Consider the following 20,627-nt stretch of genomic DNA (forward strand, 5'->3'; position numbering starts at 1 on the left):
GATCCTCCCTTCTTCACTCTTTAATATGCACAGCAGCCGTAGCCGCTTAGTCTCTGAACTGAATTTTACCCTTTTTAGGCGCTGAAAGCACATTTTCTTTCTGAAGCTTTTTTTCACCAGCAAAAAACCTCCCGGTTACGGGAGGTCCGCTGAAGAAGAACGATTACTTCTCCTTCGCTAAGTTGAGGTTCAGTAAGGGAGACTATTGCTTCTCCACATTGAAATACTGTGCTTCCGGATGGGCAAAGACCATCGCCGAAACAGAGGCTTCCGGCTCCATCATGAAGCCTTCTGTAAGCTGGACGCCAATGTCCTCCGGCTTCATCAGCTTGAACAACGGCCCCTGATCTTCCAGGTCCGGGCAGGCCGGATATCCGAAGGATACGCGGATACCCTGATAGCGGGCGCCGTGCCGCTGCTTCATCGTCATATCAGCCGGATCAGGGAAGCCCCACGTATCCCGCATCATGTGATGGACACGCTCAGCCAGCCCTTCGGCCACCTCCAGCGCTACTGCCTGCAAGGCATGGGAGCGGAGATAATCCCCCTTATCCTTCAGCTCGGTCGACATTTCACGGACTCCATGTCCCGCCGTTACGACCAGGAAGCCGACATAATCCATAACCCCGCTGTCCACCGGCTTCAGGAAGTCGGCAAGGCACAGATACGGCTCTACATTCTGCCTCGGGAAAGTAAAGGTATGCAGCACGCTCGACTGGTCCTGCGGATCGTAGATCAGAATATCGTTGCCGCGAGACTGTGCCGGGAAGAACTGGTACATCGCATGAGGGGCAATTGTCCCCTCAACCATCGCCTGATGCAGAATATCATCCACCGTCTCCTTAAGCTCAACCGTACGCTGATCTCCTGCAGCGAGCTGGGCTTCCACCGAGCCGCGCAGGCCGAGATGATGGCCGAGCAGCATCTGCATATTCACATAAGGAACGATGTGGCCGAGCGGATAGTTACGCAGTACGTGCCGCTCAAGATCAGGCGGAGTGAAGACCGGCGCATCCGCTGAAATCTTCGAGCGGACAGCCCTCGTCAATTCCGGCATTTCCTGCTTCGGAGCTACCGCTACAACGGCCTCAGCTTCCTGCCGCGCCTCTTCCTCCAGCTTGATCCGCTCCTGCGGATTCATCAGCTTGTTGGCAAGATCGAGGCCGTCCATTGCGTCCTTGGCATACAGGACCAGGCCGTCATATTCCGGCCGGATCCGGGTCTTGGTGAATTTGCGGGTCAGCGCCGCGCCCCCCACCATAATCGGCACGTCAATGCCGGCTGAACGCAGATCCTGCGCAGTGGTGACCATCTGCTGTGCCGATTTCACCAGCAGGCCGGAAAGGCCGATGGCATCCGCTTTTTCCCGGCGGAAGGCTTCGATAATATTCTCCGGCGGTACTTTGATCCCCAGATTGATAATCTCATAGCCGTTGTTGGACAGGATAATCTCCACCAGGTTTTTGCCGATGTCATGAACATCGCCCTTGACGGTCGCCAGCATAATCTTGCCTTTCACCGAGGTCTCATCCTTCTGCATGAACTGCTCCAGATGGGCGACCGAAGCCTTCATTACTTCAGCGCTCTGCAGTACCTCCGCAACAATCAGCTCATTGTTGTTGAACAGCCGCCCAACCTCCGACATGCCTGCCATCAACGGACCGTTTATGATTTCCAGCGGACTGTCCTTGGTCAGAGCCTCATTCAGGTCAGGGATCAGCCCCTCCTTGGTTCCTTCGACAACATAAGAAGCCAGCCGCTCCTCCAGGGACAGATTGGAGATTTTCTCCTTCTTCTCTACCTTCTTCTCACGGAAGGCAGCGACAAAGGCAGCCAGCGTCTCATCATTAGTATTGTAGATCAGCTCTTCGGCAAGCTTGCGCTCTTCTTCCGGGATGGAGGCATAACGCTCTACCTTTTCAGTATTTACAATCGCATAATCCAGACCCGCTTTGGTGCACTCATATAAGAATACAGAGTTCAGCACTTCACGTCCCGCTTCCGGCAGCCCGAAGGAGACGTTGCTGATTCCCAGAATGGTGTGCACACCCGGAAGGGCTTCCTTGATCAGCCGGATTCCATCTATCGTTTCCTTGGCTGACCCGATATACTGCTCATCCCCTGTACCGACAGGGAATACCAGAGTATCAAAGATCAGGTCCTCCGGCTGCAGGCCATATTTGTTGACCAGCAGATCATAGGAGCGCTTGGCAACGGCAAGCTTGTCATCCGCCTTGATGGCCTGTCCGGTTTCGTCTATGGTACCGACTACAATCGCTGCCCCGTATTTGTGAATCAGCGGGGTAACATGCTCGAACTTCTCCTCGCCGTCTTCAAGGTTAATGGAGTTAATTATTGCCTTGCCCTGACAGTATTGCAGTGCCAGGTCAATAACCTTAGGGTCTGTTGTATCAATCATCAGCGGAACCTTGACCTTTTTGACCACCAGCTCCAGAAATTTTTTGATATCCTCGCTTTCATCGCGGTCAGGGTCCTGTACACAGACATCGATCACCTGCGCGCCGCTCTTGACCTGTGCCCGGGCAATCTCGGAAGCTTCCTCGTATTTGCCTTCGACGATCAGGCGCTTGAATTTCCGCGAGCCCAGCACATTTGTACGTTCTCCGACCATGTACGGGCGGTTGGCATCCTCCACATATACAGGCTCAATCCCCGACAAGGCCGGCGGGTGAGTCCCGTTCAGCTGGCGCGGCGGATACGCCGTGATCATTTCGGCCATCGCCCGGATATGATCCGGAGTCGTTCCGCAGCAGCCGCCGGCAATGTTCAGCCAGCCCTTCTCGGCAAAGCCAGCCAGCTTGCGGGCCAGCGACTCGGGTGATTCATGGTAATTCCCGTTCTCATCCGGCAGCCCGGCATTCGGATAACAGCTCACCGCCGCTGAAGAAATCTCTGACAGCGAACGGATGTGGTCACGCATGAACTCCGGTCCGGTCGCACAGTTCAGCCCGATCGAGATCGGCTTCAGATGCTCAAGCGAAATGTAGAAGGCTTCAATATTCTGGCCGGCCAGCGTTGTGCCCATCGGCTCAATCGTGCCGGAGATCATGACAGGCAGCGTAATGCCAGTCTCTTCAAAAGCATTGCGGATTCCGATGCTGCCGGCTTTTACATTCAGTGTATCCTGTGAAGTTTCCAGCAGCAGGGCATCGACCTTACCGTCGATCAGAGCAACCGCCTGCTCCTGATAGCTGCTCACCAGCTCCTGGAAGGTCACGCCGCCGGTAACGGACAGTGTCTTGGTCGTCGGTCCCATCGCTCCCACTACATAACGCGGATGCTCCGGCGTATCATATTTGTCTGCGGCATTCCGGGCCAGCCTGGCCGCTTCCAGATTAATCTCCCGCGCCTTCTGCGGGATATCATATTCCGCGAGCACGACCGAAGTCGCGCCAAAGGTATTGGTCTCAATCAGATCTGCGCCGGCCTCCAGATACTTCTCATGTATACTCTGGATGACCTCCGGGCGCGTAAGCACCAGCATTTCATTACAGCCGTCAAGCTCTTCACCGCCAAAATCCTCTCCGGTAAGGGGAACCTGTTGAATCATCGTACCCATTGCTCCGTCCAGAATCAGTATGCGCTGCTGCAAGCTCTCAGCAAGTGTATATTTAGCCACTTCATATCCCCCCCGAAAAACATTAGAGTTAGTTTAGCAGAATAAAGCGAAATCGGAAAGCATTGCTTTCCACTCTGCATAATTGTTATTATTTGGCGGTTCCGGGGGCAGCGCTGTTAAGGTACAACCGTAAGCTCCCTGCTGGGCATGGAGTGCTGCGTACGGGCCGTTACATGCGAAGTTACGCTGTACCCGCCCTCTTGTTCAAACACCGTCTCCGCCTCATACACGCCATTACCGGCAGCTGTTCCCTTTAGCTCAAGCTTTACCGTCGCATCATTATTGCTGACAATTTCAAACAGCACTTCCCGTGCGTCATCCACCGGTTCACCGGCCTGGGTAACCACCGCCTGAAAAAGGACCGGCTCATTTACCCTGCCCTGCTCAGGACTCCAGCCTAGCTCCACCTTGATAGGTTCCATAGAGATATTTGCCGCAGCATGCATGTGTTCATGCTCTGTACTGCTTGCTGAACACCCTCCCAGTGAAACCGCGGCAACAATAAATAATGCAGCAGACAGCTGCTTAGGTTTGATCATCCGGCATCCTCCCGATTGGATAGTGAATTCCCTTCGAAGCTTACAGCGCGAGTAATCCATTCTGCTTCTATTATACATATAATTTTAAATATTGCCCCGGTATTAGTCGTTAACAGGATTAAAAGCGGGAAATTCATTTCCCGTCCCAGCGCTCTCCCTGTAACCATGGGGCCGTTCTCAGCATAAGCTGTCGCCATAATGACTTCAGAAGGGTTGTTGAGTACATTGATTAACAAAGATCCTGTGTATCACATTTTAAAGCTGCTGCAAGAACAGGGAGAGCCGCATTTCAGGCAAATCGGCATGGATGAAAGAGATTTTATTGTTGCGCTGCAGCATATCCACGAAGCCGGTTATACGGACAGAACCGGGAACGGCCTCAGTCAAGCCGGACTGAACTATATTAACGGCTATGAACGGAGAACCTATGATAGCTTGAACTAAGCCTAATAGCAGCACTAATACCCGTAATCCTGAGGATTACGGGTATTACATGTTAAGATAGGGGGTGATTTAACTGAAATTACTGAATAAGCTATGCTCCGAGTATCTGGTTATACCCAGGTCTTTCCGCAAGCTGATGTTATGGGCATGGATTGTTTTATTTCTCATCGCCGGTTACAGGTTGGGCTGGTTGAATTGGCGCTGATGCCGCCTATCCGTTGCCCCATTCCTATTCCTTCCTGATCGTTTCGCGTTCGCGGATTTCCAGGTTTTTGGAATGGTTATATAAATCCAGAGCTGTAATAGCTCTAAGCGCAAGCTTTACAAAAAGAACAAACGCAACAATTCCTGCCCCTATACATGCCAGCCACATCAAAAAGAAAAAGATACTAAATGCACCGCTAACAAAAAATCCGGGTTGGCTCACCATTGTGTAACTCAGCTCCTTCTGGAAAGTATTAACTGAGTATACCTCATTTGGAACAATATGTATGTGCAAAAAAGTCTTTTTTAGCCACATGCCCTTATATGCAAAAAAACCAGCCTCCTCTACAGGAGACCGGCTTGAAAGACTTATAGTGATTGCACCAGCGGAAGCAGCTCGGAGAGATGACCGATTCTGTAATCCGGCTGAATGTCGGGATCCGGTTCTTTCTCTGTCCGGTTGATCCAGACCGTCGTCAGGCCTGCGGACAAGCCGCCGATAATATCCGTTGTGAGCTTATCGCCCACCATGATCCCCTGCTCGGGTGAGATATCAAGCAATTCAAGCGCATGCTGGAAAATCGCCTTGTCCGGCTTGCCTCTGCCGAAGCTACCGGAGATTACTACATGATCAAAGTAAGGAATAAGCTCAGGAACACCGTTCAGCTTCTCCTGCTGCAGGGCCGGGCAGCCATTGGTCAGCAGCAGCAGCTTCACTTTGCCGCGCAGCTCATCCAGAACCTGCAGTGTCTCTTCATACATATACGGACGGCTCCGCCGTTCTTCACCGAACTTCGCAGCCAGCCGCTCAGCCAGCGCTTCATCCTTAATGCCCAGCGCTTCCAGGCCGCGGCGCCAGGATTCCTTGCGGTATGCCGGAGCAAGCTGCTCCAGCTGGCGGAATTCCGGCTGCTCGCCGGCAGTAAAGTTCGCCCAAAGTGCCTCGAACGGATTGATCCCGATCATTTTTGTAAACGGAAAGGTCTCGTAAGATTCATAAAGGCTTCTGGCCTCCCTGCGGACTGCAGCCTCCAGCTCATGAGGGTCAACAGTGTCACCTGCTGCTTCGCAGGCGGCACGGAAGGCCTCCTCGACGCTCCGTTCATCCCAGAGCAGTGTATCGTCAAGATCAAATAGTACGGCGGTAATCGGCATAATAACGCTCCCTCTCCCTATGCTGGTCTATCTTATCTTTCTACTCGTGCACTACTTCAATGTTATTGGCTTTGGCGAACTGCTCGAGGCGCGCTCCCATAGCTGCGGTATCATAACGGTTCAGAAATCTGGAGAACACCCACTGCTTGCGTTTACCTTTATATTTCAGGGCAACCATGCTGCGGGACAGGATAATCTTCTCAATCTCGGATGCCTGCAGCCAGCGCTCACGGTTATATTTAATGGTAGAAACTCTGGCCCGCTCGACCTTCAGGAAAGGACGGCGGAAGAAGATCAGGGCTGCCAGTAAAAAGTACAGCACAACGCCCAGCCAGTTGGCCAGTATACCCTGCCCCCGGGCTTCATCAATGGAGCCCACTACCCAGAACATAATTCCGAGCAAGAGCAGCACAATCGGAAATACAATGTTGCGCCCTTTAAAAACATCACTGCTTCCGGCAGCCGAAGATGATTTGGAAGCATAAATCGTGTCTTTACCTTGCTTCTTTCGTTGCTTATTGACTTGCTTGGTATTGCGCTGTACCATTCTTTCCCAAGAACGGGCCATGTGAGTTCCCCCTAGTCGTCCTAAAATATCTATGACAAAGCCGCGGGACTAATGCGTAAGCCCCTTGTCGCCCTGATCATCGTTGTCCACAATCTCAATGGTATCCAGCTGCGCGCGGAAATTTCTGCGGATGTTGCCCAGGTAGATTTCGCGGAGCTTGGCACGTTCCGCCAGTTCCTCTTCTGTCAGGCCGCTGCTCTTCTGCTTGCGTGCCAATTCATTGATGCGTGCGACCAATTCGTCTATATTCAATGCTTTCCCCTCCCCTATAAATTCATTCTAACTTTGCCATGAGAAAAAGAGCTTGTCAAGGTCTCCTCCCTGCAAGCTCTTCATGGCGTGAACTATAGTTGATATTTATAGCAATCCTGATTAATATGCCGGCAGTGTCAGCACATCCCCGGCCTGTATGTCACTGCCCTTGAGCCCGCTCGCTTTCTTGATTCCTTCTATATATACAACCGTCCTCATATCAGATGGTTTATGTGCAAGCGCAATGCTCCAGAGGGAGTCGCCGCGTTCCACTACCACACGTTCAGCCGGCATAACTGAGGATACTGATCCTGCAAATACATTACCTACCACCGTGAAGCCGGAAACCGCCAGCATCAGGATCATGGCAAGCTTCACCAGCTGGCCTCTGCGGAACAGGCTCATTAATGTACCGAACAGGGTTGCTGCAGATTTCTTCATACGGATCACATATTCTAAAACAGAATCATCTCCGGCAGATTGAACCTCACGGGTCTCATCGTAGATGCTGCGGTAAGTACTGTATTTTAACAAAATCATCGACCTCCAAACACGTGTTCTTAAATTTGAGATTAATATAACACGAACATGTGTTTTGATCAATAGATTTTTTCGAACAATTGTTCCCCTTAGTTTTCGGCTCTATTCTGCCTCTCCTGACAGCATCATCCAAATGTTATTATGAAATAGTTAGAACTTATGTTTGTACGAACGGAAGTTCTATGTTATAATTTTCCCAAACATACTATATGGGGTTGATTCCAATGTCAAAGATTTCGAGTCGTCAGCTGGCGATCCTGGAATTCATACGTAACGAAGTCCGCAGCAAGGGTTATCCTCCGTCTGTCCGGGAAATCGGGGAAGCTGTCGGTCTTGCCTCCAGCTCCACCGTGCATGGTCATCTGGACCGTCTGGAGAAGAAGGGTCTGATCCGCCGTGACCCTACGAAGCCCCGCGCCATAGAACTGCTTGGCCAGGAAGATTCAGAGAATGTACATCAGTTCGTACAGACGGTCACCCGTATTCCTGTTGTAGGTAAAGTCACCGCCGGGGTGCCGATTACCGCTACCGAGAATATTGAGGATTACTTCCCGTTGCCTACCCATTATGTCGGTGACAACAAGGTCTTCATGCTCTCCGTGCTCGGAGACAGTATGGTGGATGCCGGAATTATGGATGGCGACTATGTTATTGTCCGCCAGCAGCAGACAGCAGATAACGGTGATATCGTTGTAGCAATGACTGAAGAAGACGAAGCTACTGTCAAGACCTTCTATAAAGAACGTGACCATATCCGCCTGCAGCCGGAGAACCCGGCGTACGAACCTCTCCGCTTGAACCGTGTTACCATCTTAGGCAGAGTCATCGGACTTTTCCGTGATATCCATTAATATTCATTAATCCCCCTGAGGCTGTTGTGCATCCATTGTGCAACAGTCTTTTTTCTGTCCTTTAAATTCAAGTTCACGGGCTCGGCACTGCGTACATATTCTGATTGCAGAAGGAGTGCTGATGACGATGCCCAATTACCGGATTATTGTTGACCTGTCGCAGCGTATGCTGTATCTGCTGGATAATAACATTGTGACCCGCGGCTTCCCCGTAGGAATCGGTACGATGCTGACAGCCTCACCCGAAGGCGAATATACCATTATTAACAAGCAGCCCAATCCCGGCGGGCCGTTCGGCGCCTTTTGGATGGGCCTGTCCAAACCCCATTACGGCATCCACGGAACCAACGACCCTGCCTCGATCGGACATATGGTCTCACACGGCTGCATCCGGATGTATAACGCGGATGTTCTTGCCTTGTCACGCATCGTTCCTATCGGCACACGGGTCACTATCAGGAAGTAGCAGCCGCAGCTTTTCCCTATAATGCAGAAAAGACACCTCCGCGGGGCGGGGGTGTCCTTTCTGCATTCTTTTATCCTTCTGCGCCTGCCATTCTCTACAGTACACTGCGCAATAATCTGATTGCGATACGGTTCAAGCGGAGGGCTTCCCGGATAGACGCCCGCGCTGCCAGCAATTCACGTCTGGCCCGGCTCGGATTCGGCAATCTGCGCAGATTCTCATTAATTTCTTCAAGCCGCTCCAGAAGAATGGCCCGCTGTGCCAGCAGAGCACGAATTGCTCTGCGGATTCTTAACCGATCTCTTTCTGCCATATTAACACCTCTTTTACGTTTTATAGTATAAGAGATGCCGAGACGGCTCTTTCGGCCTGTGTGATCAGGCAGTTGTTATTTTTCGGGTAGACGCACACGGAATTCAAAATCTTTGCGTTTGTAAGTCATCCCGCCCAGCTCTATGTATTCCGGTGTCCATTTTTGCAGCGGACCTGCACAGTCAGCAAAGACCGGCGGTTTGCCCTCCTGCAGCTGCAATACATATATATCTGCCTCCGCAAGCGCTGCTGCAAATAAATCAGCATCACATAACAGCACCTTGTAAGTCGTGTTCAATCCGCTTCCCCCTTGTAGTCTAATTCATACTTGGTACGGATATCATAAACATTCCTTTTTCAAATATAACACAAATGGTAATCTATGTATGTGATAATTCCCTTAGACCGGCAAAAGAAAAGGCCTTACCCTTAAGCTCTCCTTTTATCGAAAGCCGCAGATAATGCCCTTCCCCTCTCTCATTTTCAGCCCAGAGTATAAAAAAGCGCCAAAATTACAATGGTTAACGTTGAAGCAAAAGACAGCCAGGTGAACAGCCGCTCCCAGAATTTATTTTTCATCTGTCTTGTATACCACCAAAATCGTGCTCCGCTGATGCTCCGCGCCGTCACGTGAGGACTTCACTACAGATCCGTAACAGATATTTACGACCTGTTCCTCCGCAAGTCCCTTGAGGAATTCATTCGCCTTATTCTCGGCATAGAAATTATCCCCGTCTACAAATTCTTTTACCTGTATCATCGTATTCTCCTCTTATTCTTCGCATTCTCGGTTATATTGGAACACATGTATTAGATAGCAGCGAAAGGCACATGGCGCATCACCCCTTGACTAACATTTAATGTAAAATATCCCTAAATGAACAGTAAGGCATTCCGCAGCGGTCTGCGAAATGCCTTACTATGTGCCTAGCTTAACACCGGGCATGCGAATGGTCAAATACTTTATACACAATTATACAAATATTATATGGTTAAGTTTGAGTAAGAAGGTACTTCTGAAGCGCAAGCTCGGTCGTGACCGCCTCAGCGGCTGCCTCCAGGGATGGAATCCACAGGATCGAATCCTGCCTTATATAATTAAGCACCGCTTCACTGCTGCGGTCAAAATCAATTAAATGCCTGCTCTCGGCATGCTCTATGCTCTCTCTGGCCAGTTCAACAATCTCCACATAATCAAGCCTCAGCTGTGTCTGAATGCTAGTATCCGCGGATTTTAATTTTGCCCAGGCAAAGACTCCACCCTCAACAACCTGCTCCGAACCCTTCATATACTCAACACCTGAATGATTGGTTATAAACCTGACAACTCTCTCTTCAATCGCCTCATAACGTAAAATTATTTCCGGGTCATAGTACATTTAACACTCCCTTCCAACCTAAACTATGCAAGAAAGGCCTTTCTGTCGCTTACGCAGTGAAAGACCCTCCGGATGAGAATTACACAAATAAGTTAACATAACCATAACCCATTTCAGGCTTAATGTATACCTTATTTACTACTTTTTACATAAAACAATGAAATTGCTTGCCTGGCATAAGCCCAAAGCTCCATTTATAGCAGAATACCTTACAGGAATGCTCAGCACGTTATCTACCGCCTGGCTGAGCGCCGGCTGTTGACGGGAACTGTTTATTTCATGTGCTCCTTCAGTACAGTTCCCAGTTCAGACGTATACCGGGTAAGCCGCAGACTGATCTCCGTCCTCATAATGTCACGCGTAAGTCCGAATCGTTCCTGGTAGCCGCGGAAAAAGATTTTATAATACATCAGGAAATCCTCCTGTTCATCGGCCAGCACCCTGATATTGCGCTGCTTGAGCTCTTTTTGCAGCCGGTAGGTGTCCTGCATTACCCGGTTTTGGATATAACGTCCGGCCATTAAGTACATCCGGGTAAGCATGTTGCCCGACCGCTCGATCTCCTCGATGCTCTTGCTTACCATAGTATCTATGTAGGGCAGCAGAATGAGGTCACGGACCATCGTGCGTTCCGCATTCGTGAGCATGGTTCTGCTGTCATTTTCACCCTTAGCCTGCTCTTCATACTGGTCAACATGCTCACTCATCAGCATTTTGGTCTTCCACCGCTCATTTCCGTCTAGCTTGCTCATTTATAATGACCCCCAATCTGTTCGGCCCGTTCCAGAGCAACCCCGGACTCAAGCAGGGAGGATGCCCGAATGAGTGCCCGGCTGCCGTATCTGGTTTTGATCTGGTCAATAGCCCGCTCTTTGTTGTAGGTACGGATACGGTCATCAAACAGGGTTAGCTGCATAACACTGTCATCGGTCAGCCGGGAGATGGATATGGCCAGACGGCTTAAGGGCATCCCGGTCCAGTGGTCCACAAACAGGCGGTAGGCTGCCGCAGCCACTTCATGAGTCAGGAACGACGGCTCCGGGAGCGTCATCTGCCGGCTGTACGAATGAGAGGTGTTGCCGTCCGTCTCCGACACCGCGATGGATACCACCGAGCCCATATACCGGTACCGCCGAGCCCGCTGGCAGACCTCAATTACAAGCTCCAGCAGCACCACCTCGATGTCAGCCAGCCTCGTATAAAGATTCCAGCGCAGCGCCTTGCCGTGGCCCACAGATTTGATCTGGTGACGGATTCCCGTAACAACAGGACTGGGGTCAATGCCGCGGGCCGTCTGCCAGTAATACTCCGCCTGGATATCACTCTGCTTGCCCATCGTCATCCGCATTCTCCGCTTGAACTCACCCAGCTCCATCCGGGCAATGTCGCCAATGGTCGTTATGCCCATCCGGAAAAAGTTTTTGGTCATCCGTCCGCCTACCATAAACATATCATGGACCGGCAGCGGCCAGAGCACCTCATCCAGATTGTCGTAGCCAAGCCGGAAAATGCCGTCCGCCTGCTTCTTGGCCAGATTGTTGGCCATTTTGGCCAGGATTTTGGTTGGTCCGACTCCTACCCGGGTCCAGACGCCGGTGGACAACTGCACATGCTGCTGTATCGAAGAAATGACCCTCTGTAATTCTCCTCCAAAAAAATTCAGCGAACCTGTCACATCCAAAAACTGCTCATCGATACTGAACGGCTCGACCATATCGGTGTACCCCTGGTAAATCTGCGAAATCAGCAGGGAAACCGTAATATACGTCCGCATCCGCGGCCGGATCACCACGAGTTCCGGGCATTTGGTCAGCGCTTCGCCTACACGGGAGGCTGTAGTAACCCCCCGGGCCTTGGCAAGCGGGCAGGCGGCCAGTACAATCCCGTTCATCCGCGCCGGGTCGCCTACTGCAACAGGCATATCCTTGTATTCCGGATGAGCGGCCTTTTCGACGCTTGCGTAAAAGGACTGGCAGTCCGACAGCAGAATAATCCGCTCCTTAGGCATACCTCTTCCCCCGTGCCGGGTGCCAGGCCAGAATATTCGAGAGCAGAAATACCCGCGGCGCTCCAGCCGTTAAACAGGTCGCGCGGATGCGCCCGTCACGGATGGCGAGCACTTCAATCTTCCGCTGGGAGATCTTACCCGATCTGTCCAGATACACGATTTCAATCGTTTGACCAATAGCCATTCTCATGACCGATCGCCTCCAACAAATAAGAACATTTGTTTGTATTATAACCAAACAGATGTTCTCTAATCAATCATGAGTATATTCCTCAACTGTAATTATTATGTATATTGATTGAACGGGGACTGTAGCTTTTATATTTTGCGCCATTCATCCGGATTATGCTCATAAAAAAATCCGCAAGAAGGCCGCCTGCTTGTCACAGGGCCTTCTTGCGGACGGGTCATTACAGCAGCCGGCTTAATTTTTAATTACCTTCTAAATTTTAATTACCTTCTATGGTCGACAGCGATACTGTCATCCAGGGAGCAAACTGATCCGACAGCTCTCCATTCGGGTTGTGCAACCGGAGTAAATAAGCCTCCCCGGCCTCGTTCTTCCAAACGATATAATCTTCTGTGCTCTCGCCGCTCACCTGTAAATACAGCTCCGCATAACGCAGCGGATGTTCAATCAATTCCCCGCTGTAATCATTAGGCTTGCCGGCAGCAGCCAGCTCAGTCTGGCCCTGCTGCTTCAGGGCGGCAAGGTCATAACCGGACGGCAGGGGTTCAATCTCTGCATAATAATCAGGATCTGCAGTTAACGCTAAGCGGCCGGTCTGTGCATCAAAGGTATAGCCGTCAAATATATACAGGGAGTATCCGTCCCCTTGCGCAAGCGTGCCCTCCTGCCCTGGGACTCCACCCTCCTGCTCACCGAAGCTTTGCGTCTGCGGCCGCCCGGATGACGGCTCGGCGCTTGCCTCCGGACTCGCGGACGCCTGCGCCGCTTCAGTAGCTTCAGGGGATGCAGAGGGCTCAGGACTGGCTGTAGCCTCACTTACAGCCGTTGCGGCCGGGCTGGACGCTGTCGGTTCAGCCTCACTTCCTGTCTCCTTATTGCTGCATGCGCCCAGAATTAAGGCGGACAAGAGAAGAACACTTGCTGCTGTTGTTAGTATTGATTTTGTCATATTATACCTCCTCGTCTGGATAACACTCATTACCCGAATAGCTGACATTTTTATCTATACGGGATTAAAAGTGCAAGTGCACAGTATTGCGGCGGCATAAATACCACACTCTAACTAAACGCAAAAAAACGCCAGAAGGTTACGCCTGACGATGATTTATGTTGCACGCAGTATTTTAGCAGCATAAAAAAAGACCATTCATAAAAATATAACCCAGCCCACCGGCATCATGCAGCGAAGAAAGCGATCCGATGTGCGCTGGAAAACTTTTAGCAAGACAACGGGTTCAAATCATCCACTCCAGGAAACTTCCGAACATATAGCCGATCCTATACGATTCCTTAGCTAAATTCTCCATAACGCCTATCAGAAAGGCCGTCAGCTGAAAAGCAAGTGTCAGCGCGAGAATAAAAATAAGGGGAAGCAATGCACGGAATGTTTTGTGCAGATTGTGTTTTTTCATATCAGGATTCCAGCCCTTCAGCGCTTTCTGTTAAATCAGCGGCAGGCATAGCCCGCGAAAGTATCGTTAGTCTTAATTTTTCAAAGTCGACACTCCGGAACATCGGAACAGGAATTCCAACAGAATAATCCCTGCCGAAGAAACGGTCTGTAACCTCAATAAAGGACCGCTCGCCCTGCTGTTCTGCCCAAATTCCGAGTCCGACAATGCTATGATCTACATAAAATTCAGCTTTATAGACCCTGTTTAAGGGAACAACCTTCTGCCCGAACAGTGTTGTGAATTTAAGCTCCTCCTCAGTAACGATTAGATAAGGCTTATGAAGAACCCCTGCACCCACCCAGATATACCCCATAAATCCGGACAACCCCGCCAAAATAGCGATCAGAAAGAATTTTTCGTTCCCGATATTGGGCAATACGCCAGCCATTATAGCGAAGCCCAGAAATACAGTTATAACAAACCCGTACAGAATATGTAATGACAGCTTTAGTTCTGGCTTTTGCTGCAGCGGCAAGGCGTACAGCCCGTTCTTTTCTGTTAAACCCTTCTCCAAAATCTTCTCTCCCCCGGATCCTTCCGCTCACCAAATAAAGGCATTCTCCAAATTATTTTATCGGCTCTGGAACAATGTGTAAATCCCAATCTTCGGAGGAGGATCCAGCAGGTTTTAACCCGCACGAAAGACACATTCGCTTTAATAATCATGTTCAAATTTTTTTGTAAACAAAGCGTGAAATATATTGCAAATTCATCTCATTTATTTATAATATTTACCAGATGAATGAAGGGAGACATCATGTGAGCTTGTCTACTAGAGATACACTTCCCCTCATGTCTTACATTGACATTGACCGCAGCCTATACCCAAAATCCATTCACACTTTAAGACTGAGAACGACCAGAAACCCCAAAAGCATTTCCCGTATTCTTAATTCGTTACATGACAGCAACTACGTCACTATCGGTGATTTAATGAAGGCTTCATTGACTGAATTGCTTTGCTTGAGGAATTTCGGCGTCACGGGGCAAACGATTGTTATTGAGTTGTTAGAGGCACATGCAAAGAGCAGGGTTTGAGTTGTACCAAAGAACCTTTATGTAAAGGTTCTTTTTTATATAGATTGAAATTTATTCCAAAATAAGTTTAATAATACCTATACAATATTTCAACGGGCGGTGAAATCATATGGACATGAAGCTCATTGAAGAAGCCATTATGAAGCAGGAGCCGGTAAAAATCCAGCTAGTGAATGGCGATATATTCGCAGGCTGGCTGGTATATGGTTTTAACTACAATTTTATTAATTTAGATACCGGCTTCGGTACACTCACCATTGCTAAAGAGTCTATTAAAATTATTTCATATGTTTATGATTGATTAATTGATTGAGATCGCCTTCAGATCAAACCGCACCTCACCATTAATGCCAGGCAGTGTGAATACTAATTTTTCTTTTTTAACCGCTGCGGTTCTTTGGGGTCCAGCTGTGTCCAGTCAGAGGCATCTCTGTCCGTAAAAATGTATGTAGTATCGGGATCATCAGAAAAGGTTACATATACCGGAAATTTCGGCATGGAGCCAAGTTTAGCCCTAATACTTATTACATCAGATTCAGAGTACCCCTCAACGTTAAATAAATATGTCTTTAGGCTTTTTTCGAGTGAATGATATTTAAACTGCAGCGCTGTATAAGCCCCAACTATAAGCAAGAGTATAATGAGTACTGAGAAAGCTACAAATTTTTTAATCGGAACACACCTCCTGAATAAAATTAATATCATCTTATCATTATATCTTGCAAAAAAAATTCATTTTCTAAAAAGATAACCCGTCAGGCATCAGCCCGCCGGGTTATCTGAAACAAGGATCAGGATTTTTTTCTTGCTTAAAACCTTTTGTTTAATTACATAATAGGCAGATAGTCCGGATTGCTTAGCATTTGTTCTACAATAAACAGCAAATCGTCATCGTTAACATATTCATCGCCAGCTTGCTGCGCATTGTACTTTACAGGATCAACATTTGCCGCAAGATATTTAAAATATTTCGCGTCAATTGCCAGATCAAGCAGCGTGTACTGTCCTGATTTATTCACATCAGTGGCTTCAATTAAAATACTATCTTCCAGGCAGTTTTCCTGCTTAAGGACATACTCCTGCTCACTGTCTGCAATTCTTGCCTTTGTTGAATCAACCACTGCCGTCCCTATGGCTTTTGCTTTGAATTTCAACTTTAGGATGACAGTGTCTTCATTTATGCCGTACTCTTCACCTTGGCTGGCTATAATAAAACGTAAGACACCATTCAGATCGGTTGGGCTGTTGTACACTTTATAACCTGTAACTTCTTCAAAACCAAGATACTCTAAATGCGCTACATCATACTTTATCTCAAAATCCTCCGCGTAAATATCCTTTACATTTTCCAGAGAAATTTCAGTCACAAATTGTTGACCTATGCCTATCTTATCCTTAGCTATGTTAACATTTAGTACAGGTTCATGAGCTGGCACTGGTGTTGCAGTCGGTGTCGGTTCTGGTGTCACTGTAGGCACCGGAGTTACCGTAGCTGTAGGCTCCACTGAAGGTTCCGGCGTTGCGGACGGCACGCTTGTTGGTTCTGGCGTTGCTGTTGGTGCAGGAGTTGCAGCCGGTGTTGGTTCTGGTGTGGCTGTCGGTTCCGGAGCCGTCAGTGTTGCAGAAACTTCATTAGATTTGGCACTTTCACCAAATGGATTAACAGCAGTTTAATAAGGTAAAATGTGGATTAAAAAAGAAACCCTCCAGCCGGTGCTGACAGGAATTAGGATATATCCTTGTAGTATATTAAAATAGAAAGCACATATACGACCATCCTCGAATACCACCCATTATTTTGCGGGCATTTTGTGGGCACCATGAATCTCAGCGCCCCTCTCTGCTTCTAAGCCCACACAACAAAAAAAACCCTCAACGCCAACGGCGTCAAGGGCTGCTTCATACTAGTAAAGCGTCATGTACTGATCTCTTTCCCACTCGTGAACCTGGGTACGGTAGATATCCCACTCGATTTCCTTCAGCTCGTAGAAGTGAGCCAGCGCGTGTTCGCCGAGGGCTTCGGTGATGACATGGCTGCGGATCATTTCATTCAGTGCTTCCTTCAGGTCAGCCGGCAGGCTTGGGATGCCTTCTTCAATCCGCTCTTCCTCAGACATCACATAGATGTTGCGGTCGATTGGAGCAGGAAGATCCAGCTGGCGTTTGATTCCGTCCAGACCTGCCTTAAGCATTACAGCCAGTGCAAGGTACGGGTTAGCAGCAGGGTCCGGATTGCGGACCTCAATGCGTGTGCTGAGGCCTCTGGAAGCCGGGATACGGATCATCGGGCTGCGGTTGCTCGCAGACCATGCTACATAACAAGGCGCTTCGTAGCCTGGAACCAGACGTTTGTAAGAGTTAACGGTAGGGTTAGTAATAGCGGCAAAAGCACGTGCATGCTTCAGGATACCCGCCATGTAGTAACGTGCCGTTTTGCTCAGGCCCAGTGTATCGCTCTCATCGTAGAACACATTCTCATTGCCTTTGAACAAGGATTGGTGTGCGTGCATACCGGATCCGTTCATGCCAAAAAGAGGCTTAGGCATAAAAGTTGCATGCAGGCCGTGCTGACGGGCTACCGTCTTCACGACGAGCTTGAAGGTCTGAATCTGGTCAGCGGCTTTGATCGCATCCGCATATTTGAAGTCAATTTCATGCTGGCCGGAAGCTACCTCATGGTGGGAGGCTTCAATCTCAAAGCCCATTTCCTCAAGGGTCAATACGATTTCGCGGCGGCAGTTCTCCCCAAGATCCATCGGCGCCAAATCGAAATACCCGCCCTGGTCATTCAGTTCCTGTGTCGGGTTGCCCTTCTCGTCAGTTCTGAACAGGAAGAATTCCGGCTCCGGTCCAACGTTCATGGCTGTAAAGCCCATCTCTTCAGCTTCCTGGAGACAACGCTTCAGAATACCGCGCGGATCACCGGCAAACGGTGTTCCGTCAGGCATGTACACATCACAAATCAGACGTGCCACCCGGCTGTCAGTCACCCACGGGAAAATAACCCAGGTGCTAAGGTCCGGATACAGGTACATATCAGATTCCTCAATACGCACATAACCTTCGATGGAAGAACCGTCAAACATCATTTTATTGTCTAGTGCTTTTTCAAGCTGACTCACGGGAATTTCAACGTTTTTGATCGTTCCCAGCAGGTCGGTAAACTGCAGACGAATAAAACGGACGTTTTCTTCTTTGGCAATGCGCATAATGTCCTCTTTAGAAAAGCTCACGATACCCTCTCCCTTTCAACACTCTAATTAGTTTATTTATTAAAAAACCGGGATAGCTCGCCTTGAATAAGAGATACTTGTCCCGGTCTTTTACCGGAAACCAGTTCCTGCTTAAGCAAACGGTGAAGCTGTGAATCAGACAACTCTCTACGTCTAACCTCTGTGTCAGGGGTAATAACCGTAGCTTCTTCAGATTCCTTCGAGACAGGATTCATCACCTGCTTAATGCCGGCAATATTGACCCCTTTCTCAATCAGTGCCTTGATCTCCAATAGGCGCTCAACATCATTAAATGAGAACAAACGCTGGTTGCCGGAGGTACGCGCAGGTACAATCAGGCTGTGCTGCTCATAATAACGAATTTGTCTAGCAGATAAATCGGTTAGCTTCATTACGATTCCTATAGGAAATAATGCCATATTTCTGCGGATTTCATCACCCATGACTCATCCAACCTTCCAATGATCTTTTTCTCATCTCATTGTACATTTCTTAATTTGGCGTGTCAATGGTATGTAAGTTTTCTTTACAACATTAGTAGACTACTGCGAAACAGAAGGTTACCTGGATGTAAGCTACAACAGGATGAAGTCTACCGCAGTATATCACATCGGACAATCCGGAAGCAAAAAGCGGTTACAGAACAAGCATGCGCCTCGCAATATTTTTCCCATTCCCCCGCTGCACAATACCCTGACTTCCGGCGTTAATGTTTTGGGAACGTAAATGCTGTGCTAGTGCCCGCAGCTCCTCCGGCTCAACCTCCCCGTTTTCATCAGCCTCTAAGGAGACATGGGCCGGATCAGACGATACCCGCACTACACCGACACCGTTCCTGGTGGGAAGTACCGCCGCCCGCTCCCGTCTTTTCATAATCCGAATCCCTCCTCTACAATAATTTCCATTTTACTATAGAGCTTTTTCCCGCCCGGCGGTAGAGTCTGCAGTCAAAAAAATAACCCCGCTTAAATAAGCAGGGCAATACTATCGAATCTCCGGCCGTTAAACGGGCTGACCGCCAAATTTCATATTCTTCCATTCTATAAAAGCTTCCGCTCCCGCATGCTCTGCAGCGCCATCAGGACGCCGAATTTCACATGGGAGTAGGTCAGTCCGCCCTGCATGTAGCCGATGTACGGCGCGCGGATCGGGGCATCTGCAGACAGCTCCAGGCTTCCGCCCTGAATAAAGGTGCCTGCCGCCATAATAACCGGATGCTCGTAGCCCGGCATATCCCAAGGCTCCGGAACAACATGGCTGTCAACAGCAGCGGCGCGCTGTATCCCCTGAACAAAGGCGATAAGGTGCTCTGCACTGTCAAAAGAGACCGCCTGAATCAGATCCGTACGCGGCTCATTCCAGGCCGGCTTGGTGGTGAAGCCGCAGCGCTGGAACACTGCAGCGGCAAAGATGCTGCCCTTAACGGCTTGTCCGACCGTATGCGGCGCCATGAACAGCCCCTGATAGAGGCCGCGGGTCGTTCCGAGCATCGCGCCCACTTCACCGCCTATGCCCGGTGCCGTAAGCCGGTAGGCAGCCAGCTCCACAAGGTCGCTGCGGCCGCAGATGTAGCCGCCGGTCTCGGCAATGCCGCCGCCGGGGTTTTTGATCAGCGAGCCAGCCACAAGATCTGCACCAACCTGTGGCGGCTCCAGCTTTTCCGTAAACTCGCCATAGCAGTTATCTACAAATACGATCAGCCCCGGCTTCAGCGCCTTGACTCTGGTCACCATCTCGCCGATTTCGGCAACAGTGAAGGAGGAGCGCCAGTCATAGCCGCGGGATCTTTGTATGCCAATAACTTTCGTCCGCTCATTAATGGACAGCTCCACCTCGTCCCAGTCGATCTTCCCGTCTGCCGTGAGCGCAGTCTCCTTATAGCCAATCCCAAAGTCGGCCAGGGAGCCCGTCCCGTCTCCCGGCTTGCCCACTACTTTATGCAGGGTGTCATATGGACGGCCGGTGATATACAGCAGCTCGTCTCCGGGCCGCAGCACACCAAAGAGCGCAGTAGAGATGGTATGCGTTCCCGAAGCGAAATGCGGGCGCACCAGGGCGCTCTCCGCACCGAATACCTCGGCATACACCAGATCCAGCACCTCGCGGCCCCGGTCATTATAGGCATATCCGGTAGACCCGGCAAAATGAAAATCACTGACCTGCTGGCGCTGGAACGCCTCAATGACCTTCCACTGATTGTGATCCACAATCCGGTCAAGCTCTTTTACCGCACTTTCAATTTCAAGCTCTGCGGCCTCTGCCGCCTGTAAAATATCCTCTGCAAAAACAGCCATTTCCCCTTATTCGCTCCTAACATTACATTTACTTAACATAAGCAGTCACCACGCACAGCA

The 20,627-nt window shown here is 49.7% G+C and carries 28 protein-coding genes; 5 read left to right on the top strand and 23 right to left on the bottom strand.

Annotated features, from left to right (window positions below; genetic code table 11):
- Positions 1-202: 202 nt before the first annotated feature.
- Positions 203-3,580 (bottom strand): methionine synthase, encoded by a 3,378-nt coding sequence (gene metH, locus BLR64_RS03210; RefSeq protein WP_415840982.1) that lies wholly within the window; start codon positions 3,578-3,580, stop codon positions 203-205.
- A 176-nt stretch (positions 3,581-3,756) separates the two neighbouring features.
- The gene (locus tag BLR64_RS03215; protein WP_167360585.1) at positions 3,757-4,179 is read right to left on the bottom strand and encodes a FixH family protein; all 423 of its coding nucleotides are present in this window, start codon (positions 4,177-4,179) and stop codon (positions 3,757-3,759) included.
- Positions 4,180-4,395: 216 nt separating this feature from the next.
- Between BLR64_RS03215 and BLR64_RS03220 the strand changes: the two genes are divergently transcribed.
- On the top strand, positions 4,396-4,623 hold the full coding sequence (locus BLR64_RS03220) for a hypothetical protein (RefSeq protein WP_139171901.1): 228 nt from the start codon (positions 4,396-4,398) through the stop codon (positions 4,621-4,623).
- 229 nt (positions 4,624-4,852) lie between these two features.
- On the opposite strand, the gene BLR64_RS03225 is transcribed toward BLR64_RS03220, so the two are convergent.
- The 5 genes from BLR64_RS03225 to BLR64_RS03245 all read right to left on the bottom strand — a co-directional run bounded on the left by BLR64_RS03225 (position 4,853) and on the right by BLR64_RS03245 (position 7,336).
- Positions 4,853-5,053 (bottom strand): hypothetical protein, encoded by a 201-nt coding sequence (locus BLR64_RS03225; protein WP_139171902.1) that lies wholly within the window; start codon positions 5,051-5,053, stop codon positions 4,853-4,855.
- A 143-nt stretch (positions 5,054-5,196) separates the two neighbouring features.
- Complete coding sequence (locus BLR64_RS03230) at positions 5,197-5,982, bottom strand: HAD family hydrolase (RefSeq protein ID WP_090712137.1); 786 nt, start codon at positions 5,980-5,982, stop codon at positions 5,197-5,199.
- Between the two features lie 40 nt (positions 5,983-6,022).
- Positions 6,023-6,550 (bottom strand): hypothetical protein, encoded by a 528-nt coding sequence (locus BLR64_RS03235; RefSeq protein WP_090712139.1) that lies wholly within the window; start codon positions 6,548-6,550, stop codon positions 6,023-6,025.
- Between the two features lie 48 nt (positions 6,551-6,598).
- On the bottom strand, positions 6,599-6,802 hold the full coding sequence (locus tag BLR64_RS03240; RefSeq protein ID WP_090712141.1) for a DUF896 domain-containing protein: 204 nt from the start codon (positions 6,800-6,802) through the stop codon (positions 6,599-6,601).
- A gap of 120 nt (positions 6,803-6,922) precedes the next feature.
- Entirely contained in the window at positions 6,923-7,336 is a 414-nt protein-coding gene (locus BLR64_RS03245) for a LysM peptidoglycan-binding domain-containing protein (RefSeq protein WP_167360586.1), read from the bottom strand.
- Positions 7,337-7,566: 230 nt separating this feature from the next.
- Between BLR64_RS03245 and lexA the strand changes: the two genes are divergently transcribed.
- Both lexA and BLR64_RS03255 read left to right on the top strand, forming a co-directional pair.
- Positions 7,567-8,193, top strand: a complete 627-nt coding sequence (gene lexA / locus BLR64_RS03250) for a transcriptional repressor LexA (RefSeq protein WP_090712146.1) — start codon at positions 7,567-7,569, stop codon at positions 8,191-8,193.
- Positions 8,194-8,320: 127 nt separating this feature from the next.
- Positions 8,321-8,659, top strand: coding sequence for a L,D-transpeptidase (locus BLR64_RS03255; RefSeq protein ID WP_090712148.1), 339 nt, complete (start codon positions 8,321-8,323; stop codon positions 8,657-8,659).
- Between the two features lie 94 nt (positions 8,660-8,753).
- Here the strand turns inward: BLR64_RS03255 and BLR64_RS03260 are convergent, their stop codons facing one another.
- The 10 genes from BLR64_RS03260 to BLR64_RS03300 all read right to left on the bottom strand — a co-directional run bounded on the left by BLR64_RS03260 (position 8,754) and on the right by BLR64_RS03300 (position 14,516).
- Complete coding sequence (locus BLR64_RS03260; RefSeq protein ID WP_090712150.1) at positions 8,754-8,972, bottom strand: hypothetical protein; 219 nt, start codon at positions 8,970-8,972, stop codon at positions 8,754-8,756.
- 75 nt (positions 8,973-9,047) lie between these two features.
- Complete coding sequence (locus BLR64_RS03265) at positions 9,048-9,269, bottom strand: hypothetical protein (protein WP_090712152.1); 222 nt, start codon at positions 9,267-9,269, stop codon at positions 9,048-9,050.
- A gap of 270 nt (positions 9,270-9,539) precedes the next feature.
- Positions 9,540-9,731, bottom strand: coding sequence for a sporulation protein Cse60 (locus BLR64_RS03270; protein ID WP_042177319.1), 192 nt, complete (start codon positions 9,729-9,731; stop codon positions 9,540-9,542).
- Positions 9,732-9,963: 232 nt separating this feature from the next.
- Complete coding sequence (locus BLR64_RS03275) at positions 9,964-10,260, bottom strand: hypothetical protein (RefSeq protein WP_139171903.1); 297 nt, start codon at positions 10,258-10,260, stop codon at positions 9,964-9,966.
- Between the two features lie 362 nt (positions 10,261-10,622).
- The gene (locus tag BLR64_RS03280) at positions 10,623-11,102 is read right to left on the bottom strand and encodes a YhjD family protein (RefSeq protein WP_090712155.1); all 480 of its coding nucleotides are present in this window, start codon (positions 11,100-11,102) and stop codon (positions 10,623-10,625) included.
- The gene (locus tag BLR64_RS03285) at positions 11,099-12,358 is read right to left on the bottom strand and encodes a DNA polymerase IV (protein WP_090712158.1); all 1,260 of its coding nucleotides are present in this window, start codon (positions 12,356-12,358) and stop codon (positions 11,099-11,101) included. The genes BLR64_RS03280 and BLR64_RS03285 overlap by 4 nt, the downstream gene beginning before the upstream one ends.
- On the bottom strand, positions 12,351-12,548 hold the full coding sequence (locus BLR64_RS03290) for a hypothetical protein (protein WP_068724987.1): 198 nt from the start codon (positions 12,546-12,548) through the stop codon (positions 12,351-12,353). Before BLR64_RS03290 ends, BLR64_RS03285 begins: the two co-directional genes overlap by 8 nt.
- Before the next feature lie 259 nt (positions 12,549-12,807).
- Positions 12,808-13,497, bottom strand: coding sequence for a hypothetical protein (locus BLR64_RS03295; protein WP_090712160.1), 690 nt, complete (start codon positions 13,495-13,497; stop codon positions 12,808-12,810).
- 286 nt (positions 13,498-13,783) lie between these two features.
- Positions 13,784-13,960, bottom strand: coding sequence for a hypothetical protein (locus BLR64_RS30200; RefSeq protein ID WP_167360587.1), 177 nt, complete (start codon positions 13,958-13,960; stop codon positions 13,784-13,786).
- 1 nt (position 13,961) lies between these two features.
- The gene (locus BLR64_RS03300; RefSeq protein ID WP_090712162.1) at positions 13,962-14,516 is read right to left on the bottom strand and encodes a hypothetical protein; all 555 of its coding nucleotides are present in this window, start codon (positions 14,514-14,516) and stop codon (positions 13,962-13,964) included.
- Positions 14,517-14,794: 278 nt separating this feature from the next.
- Between BLR64_RS03300 and BLR64_RS31195 the strand changes: the two genes are divergently transcribed.
- Together BLR64_RS31195 and BLR64_RS03310 are read left to right on the top strand one after the other, a co-directional pair.
- Entirely contained in the window at positions 14,795-15,040 is a 246-nt protein-coding gene (locus BLR64_RS31195) for a DNA-directed RNA polymerase subunit alpha C-terminal domain-containing protein (RefSeq protein ID WP_425262166.1), read from the top strand.
- A 109-nt stretch (positions 15,041-15,149) separates the two neighbouring features.
- Positions 15,150-15,341, top strand: coding sequence for a hypothetical protein (locus BLR64_RS03310; RefSeq protein WP_090712166.1), 192 nt, complete (start codon positions 15,150-15,152; stop codon positions 15,339-15,341).
- A 65-nt stretch (positions 15,342-15,406) separates the two neighbouring features.
- Here the strand turns inward: BLR64_RS03310 and BLR64_RS31200 are convergent, their stop codons facing one another.
- The 6 genes from BLR64_RS31200 to BLR64_RS03340 form a co-directional block, all read right to left on the bottom strand.
- Positions 15,407-15,745 carry a DUF3139 domain-containing protein gene (locus tag BLR64_RS31200; RefSeq protein ID WP_090712168.1) on the bottom strand — a complete coding sequence of 113 codons (339 nt, stop codon included), beginning with the start codon at positions 15,743-15,745 and terminating at the stop codon, positions 15,407-15,409.
- A 122-nt stretch (positions 15,746-15,867) separates the two neighbouring features.
- On the bottom strand, positions 15,868-16,509 hold the full coding sequence (locus BLR64_RS30510; RefSeq protein ID WP_208607122.1) for a cohesin domain-containing protein: 642 nt from the start codon (positions 16,507-16,509) through the stop codon (positions 15,868-15,870).
- A 435-nt stretch (positions 16,510-16,944) separates the two neighbouring features.
- A complete protein-coding gene (glnA, locus tag BLR64_RS03325) occupies positions 16,945-18,273 on the bottom strand; it encodes a type I glutamate--ammonia ligase (RefSeq protein WP_090712169.1) in 1,329 nt (442 codons plus the stop codon).
- Positions 18,274-18,305: 32 nt separating this feature from the next.
- Positions 18,306-18,716 carry a MerR family transcriptional regulator gene (locus BLR64_RS03330; protein ID WP_019910684.1) on the bottom strand — a complete coding sequence of 137 codons (411 nt, stop codon included), beginning with the start codon at positions 18,714-18,716 and terminating at the stop codon, positions 18,306-18,308.
- 193 nt (positions 18,717-18,909) lie between these two features.
- Positions 18,910-19,146, bottom strand: a complete 237-nt coding sequence (locus BLR64_RS03335; RefSeq protein ID WP_090712172.1) for a hypothetical protein — start codon at positions 19,144-19,146, stop codon at positions 18,910-18,912.
- A 167-nt stretch (positions 19,147-19,313) separates the two neighbouring features.
- Positions 19,314-20,567: a methionine gamma-lyase family protein gene (locus tag BLR64_RS03340; protein ID WP_090712175.1), complete on the bottom strand. Its 1,254-nt coding sequence runs from the start codon at positions 20,565-20,567 to the stop codon at positions 19,314-19,316.
- Positions 20,568-20,627: the final 60 nt, after the last annotated feature.

The sequence above is a fragment of the Paenibacillus typhae genome (assembly GCF_900099765.1).
GTDB lineage: Bacteria > Bacillota > Bacilli > Paenibacillales > Paenibacillaceae > Paenibacillus_AQ > Paenibacillus_AQ typhae.

Bases quoted from the DNA above. Each gene is read 5' to 3' on its own strand.
- metH (WP_415840982.1), bottom strand. From the start codon at position 3,580: ATGGGTACGATGATTCAACAGGTTCCCCTTACCGGAGAGGATTTTGGC.
- BLR64_RS03215 (WP_167360585.1), bottom strand. From the start codon at position 4,179: ATGATCAAACCTAAGCAGCTGTCTGCTGCATTATTTATTGTTGCCGCG.
- BLR64_RS03225 (WP_139171902.1), bottom strand. From the start codon at position 5,053: ATGGTGAGCCAACCCGGATTTTTTGTTAGCGGTGCATTTAGTATCTTT.
- BLR64_RS03230 (WP_090712137.1), bottom strand. From the start codon at position 5,982: ATGCCGATTACCGCCGTACTATTTGATCTTGACGATACACTGCTCTGG.
- BLR64_RS03235 (WP_090712139.1), bottom strand. From the start codon at position 6,550: ATGGCCCGTTCTTGGGAAAGAATGGTACAGCGCAATACCAAGCAAGTC.
- lexA (WP_090712146.1), top strand. From the start codon at position 7,567: ATGTCAAAGATTTCGAGTCGTCAGCTGGCGATCCTGGAATTCATACGT.
- BLR64_RS03255 (WP_090712148.1), top strand. From the start codon at position 8,321: ATGCCCAATTACCGGATTATTGTTGACCTGTCGCAGCGTATGCTGTAT.
- BLR64_RS03260 (WP_090712150.1), bottom strand. From the start codon at position 8,972: ATGGCAGAAAGAGATCGGTTAAGAATCCGCAGAGCAATTCGTGCTCTG.
- BLR64_RS03270 (WP_042177319.1), bottom strand. From the start codon at position 9,731: ATGATACAGGTAAAAGAATTTGTAGACGGGGATAATTTCTATGCCGAG.
- BLR64_RS03275 (WP_139171903.1), bottom strand. From the start codon at position 10,260: ATGAAGGGTTCGGAGCAGGTTGTTGAGGGTGGAGTCTTTGCCTGGGCA.
- BLR64_RS03280 (WP_090712155.1), bottom strand. From the start codon at position 11,102: ATGAGCAAGCTAGACGGAAATGAGCGGTGGAAGACCAAAATGCTGATG.
- BLR64_RS03285 (WP_090712158.1), bottom strand. From the start codon at position 12,358: ATGCCTAAGGAGCGGATTATTCTGCTGTCGGACTGCCAGTCCTTTTAC.
- BLR64_RS03290 (WP_068724987.1), bottom strand. From the start codon at position 12,548: ATGAGAATGGCTATTGGTCAAACGATTGAAATCGTGTATCTGGACAGA.
- BLR64_RS03295 (WP_090712160.1), bottom strand. From the start codon at position 13,497: ATGACAAAATCAATACTAACAACAGCAGCAAGTGTTCTTCTCTTGTCC.
- BLR64_RS30200 (WP_167360587.1), bottom strand. From the start codon at position 13,960: ATGAAAAAACACAATCTGCACAAAACATTCCGTGCATTGCTTCCCCTT.
- BLR64_RS31195 (WP_425262166.1), top strand. From the start codon at position 14,795: ATGTCTTACATTGACATTGACCGCAGCCTATACCCAAAATCCATTCAC.
- BLR64_RS03310 (WP_090712166.1), top strand. From the start codon at position 15,150: ATGGACATGAAGCTCATTGAAGAAGCCATTATGAAGCAGGAGCCGGTA.
- BLR64_RS31200 (WP_090712168.1), bottom strand. From the start codon at position 15,745: ATGATATTAATTTTATTCAGGAGGTGTGTTCCGATTAAAAAATTTGTA.
- BLR64_RS03330 (WP_019910684.1), bottom strand. From the start codon at position 18,716: ATGGGTGATGAAATCCGCAGAAATATGGCATTATTTCCTATAGGAATC.
- BLR64_RS03335 (WP_090712172.1), bottom strand. From the start codon at position 19,146: ATGAAAAGACGGGAGCGGGCGGCGGTACTTCCCACCAGGAACGGTGTC.
- BLR64_RS03340 (WP_090712175.1), bottom strand. From the start codon at position 20,567: ATGGCTGTTTTTGCAGAGGATATTTTACAGGCGGCAGAGGCCGCAGAG.